Raw genomic sequence first — 3,383 nt, 5'->3', positions numbered from 1 at the left:
TTGGTCATGTCGCTTCGCTCCTGTTCCTGCGGCCCCCGATGGGGCCCGCTCAGGAGAGGATCGGAGCCGCGAACCGGATTTCTACCTGCCCGCCCAGATTTCTTGACGCCACCGGACAGCCCGGCCTCGCGACCGGCCGGTTCAACTCGTGCCAAGCGACGTCACCAACCTGCTTGGCAGTACAACCAGCCGCTCACAACCGGGTTGGCGGAGACTTCCGCTCCATGCGAGTTCCAGTCATCCTTCAACACAGCACGGTCGAATGCGGGGCGGCCTGCCTCGCGATGGTCCTCGGCGCGCACGGGCACCACACCGACGTGTCCGCCCTCGCCAGGGAGATGGGCATAGGCCGGGACGGCGTCAGCGCGCTCACCCTGGTACGCGTCGCGCGGGCACGCGAACTGACCACCCGCGCGTTCTCCCTGCCCGCAGCGCAGGTGTCCACGCTCCCCCTGCCGGCCATCGCCCACTGGAAGACCCGGCACTTCGTGGTGGTCGAGCGGGTCGCCGAGGAGACGATCACGATCGTCGACCCGGCGGCCGGCCGGATCCGGCTCACCCGGGAGGAGTTCACCCGCGACTACAGCGGCGTGGCCTTCACCTTCGCCCCCGGCCCGGACTTTCAACGGGGACGCTTCGGTGCGCGGCGTTCCTGGTGGTCGCGCTACATCCGGTTCAGTGTGCTGAACCATCGGGGCATCCTGGCCACCCTGGTGCTGCTCAGCCTCTTCCTGCAGGCGCTCGGGTTCGTGCTGCCCGCCGCCACAGAAAGCGTCGTGGACAGCGTGCTGGGACGCGGCGAGATCGACCTGCTGCTCCTGCTCGGCCTGGCCGCGGCCACGGCGGCGCTCGCCCATCTCGCGGCAGGAGGCCTGCGAGCCTGGGCGCTGGTCGTGCTGCGGGCCCGGGCCGACACCACTCTCCTCGACGATCTGGCCAGGCGGCTGCTCGCCCTGCCGTTCCGCTTCTTCGCCCACCGGGGTTCCGCCGACCTGGTCGCGCGGATCGCCGGGGCCGGGCTGCTCCGCGACATTCTCACCGGGCAGGTGTTGTCGGCGCTGCTCGACGCGCCCCTCGCCGTCTTCTACCTGATCGTGATCACCGTACGGTCGCCCCTGCTCGGCGGGGTGCTCGCCGTCATGGCGGCGGCCCAGTTCCTCGTGCTCCTCCTCACCCGGCAGCGAATCCGCGACCTGGTCCACCGCGAGCAGGAGGCGCGCAACGACGCCCAGGGACAACTCATCGAGTCCGTCAAGGGCATTGAGACGATCAAGTCGTCCGGCGCGGAGTCCCAGGTGCTGGACCGCTGGACGCGCCTGCTGAACATCCAGACCCAGCGAGCGCGGCGCAGCTCCTTCGCCCAGGGCATGCAGGACAACGTGCTGGCCGCGCTGCGGTTCGCCGCCCCGCTGGCGCTGCTGTGGGCCGGCGCGTGGCAGGTGGTGGACGATCGGCTCACCCCGGGCGCGATGCTCGGCGTGCTGGCCCTTGCCGCCGCCGCCCTGGCGCCGATGGCCTCGCTGACCGTCAGCCTGCGGGGCCTTCAGACCGCCCGCGCCCAGGCGGAACGGCTCGCCGACATCTGGGACACCGCCCCTGAGACCACCGGCGGAACCGAGCAGAGCCGGGCCGAACCGATGGTCGCCGAGCCGAAGGGAGATGGGCCGAGCGGGGTCGAACTGAGCGGGGTCGGCTTCCGGTACGCGCCGGAGAGCCCATGGATCGTCCGCGGGATCGACCTGCACATCTCTCCCGGGCAGAAGGTCGCGCTGGTCGGCAGGTCCGGGTCCGGCAAGACCACTCTCGCACGGCTCCTGCTGGGACTGTTCCCACCGGTCGAGGGCGAGATCCGCTACGACGGAACCCCGGTGTCCAGCCTGGATCCGCGATGGCTGCGGCGCCGTTTCGGGGTGGTCACACAGGAGCCCGCCCTGTTCACCGGCTCGATCGCGGACAACATCGCGCTGGGCGATCCCGACGCGACACCGCCCGAAGTGGAGGAGGCGGCCCGGCTGGCCTGCGTCCACGACGACATCGCCACCATGCCCATGGGGTACCACACCCTGCTCACCGAGGGCGGGGGCCTGTCCGGCGGCCAGCGCCAGCGCATCGCCCTGGCCAGGGCGATCCTGAGCCGGCCGGAGATCCTGCTGCTGGACGAGGCCACCAGCCACCTCGACACCGACACCGAGGCGGCGCTGAGCTCGAACCTCGACACCCTGCCGCAGACCCGGATCGTGATCGCCCACCGGCTGAGCACGATCAGGGACGCCGATCTGATCCTGGTGCTCGACCGCGGCCGGATCGTCGAGCGCGGCGTGCACGAGACGCTGATCGGCGCGGGCGGCCTGTACGCGAGCCTCATCCGGGCTCAGCTCCCGGCGCACCACGGATGAGCCACCGCGAAGACCATGCCGCAAGTGCTCACAAGTCGCTTCAAGTGGCTCCCAAGCCAAGATCAGCAGCATTGGCCGCGAGATGGTTTCTCGCAACGAAAGGAGGAACGTTCCATGAACGCGACACCGCGTACCGAACTGGGTGACATCACCCCGGCCGGCATGGAGCTGGACGAGAGCGCGCTGAGCAGCCTCAACGGCGGCCAGCAGCCCGTGATCACCACGGGTGAGTACTTCGACCCGCCGGGCATCTGCTGCCCGGACGCGTAGCCGGCTGTCGCCGCCGTTCCCCTGTGGGGCGGCGGCGACGGCCTGGTTTCACCGGCGGGCCCGCCGCCCCGCGCGCGGGCCCGCTCTGCGTGAAGAACCGTGTCACCCCCGCATGTCCTCGTACTCACCCGCGACCGCGACTCACATGCCGAGCACCACGCCGGCCACGACAGTGCCAAAGCGCGGCGCGCGTTCCAGGTGTTGACCGCCGCCCTGCCCCACAGCACCTCCAGGGCTTCGCCGATCTCGCCGTCGGCGAGCTGTCAACCGCTACGCCCCCAACGACCACTCCGAGTGACCACCACCTGGACGATGGGCTCGAATACAGACCACTTGATCAACGACTCCTGCCGGCAACACCTGTGCCACAAGCGCCCACAAGTCATTTCAAACGGCTCACAAGGCAGGGTCAGCAGCATTGGCCGCGAGATGGTTTCGCACCACGAAAGGAGGAACGTTCCATGAGCGCGACACCGCGTACCGAACTGGGTGACATCACCCCGGCCGGCATGGAGCTGGACGAAAGCGCGCTGAGCAGCCTCAACGGCGGCCAGCGGCCCGTGATCACCACGGCGGAGTACTTCGACCCGCCGGGCGTCTGCTACCCGGACTAACGGGCATTCGCTTGCGTAGCCGGCCGTCGCCGCCGTTCCTCGTGTGGGGCGGCGGGCCGCGGCGTTGGGCGGCGACCTGCTGCTCCCGGATGTCGATCTTCGC

At 70.0% G+C, this 3,383-nt stretch carries 3 protein-coding genes; all 3 read left to right on the top strand.

Going from position 1 to position 3,383, the window contains the following annotated elements; all coding sequences use genetic code 11:
• Positions 1-224 precede the first annotated feature (224 nt).
• The 3 genes from AB0J58_RS44405 (at position 225) to AB0J58_RS44395 (ending at position 3,280) form a co-directional block, all read left to right on the top strand.
• A complete protein-coding gene (locus tag AB0J58_RS44405) occupies positions 225-2,396 on the top strand; it encodes a peptidase domain-containing ABC transporter (RefSeq protein WP_364227757.1) in 2,172 nt (723 codons plus the stop codon).
• 114 nt (positions 2,397-2,510) lie between these two features.
• On the top strand, positions 2,511-2,666 hold the full coding sequence (locus AB0J58_RS44400; RefSeq protein ID WP_364227754.1) for a hypothetical protein: 156 nt from the start codon (positions 2,511-2,513) through the stop codon (positions 2,664-2,666).
• A 461-nt stretch (positions 2,667-3,127) separates the two neighbouring features.
• Complete coding sequence (locus AB0J58_RS44395) at positions 3,128-3,280, top strand: hypothetical protein (RefSeq protein WP_364227751.1); 153 nt, start codon at positions 3,128-3,130, stop codon at positions 3,278-3,280.
• Positions 3,281-3,383: the final 103 nt, after the last annotated feature.

The sequence above is a fragment of the Streptosporangium sp. NPDC049644 genome (assembly GCF_040675205.1).
GTDB lineage: Bacteria > Actinomycetota > Actinomycetes > Streptosporangiales > Streptosporangiaceae > Streptosporangium > Streptosporangium fukuiense.
This window is presented reverse-complemented; position numbering and strand designations above follow the sequence as displayed.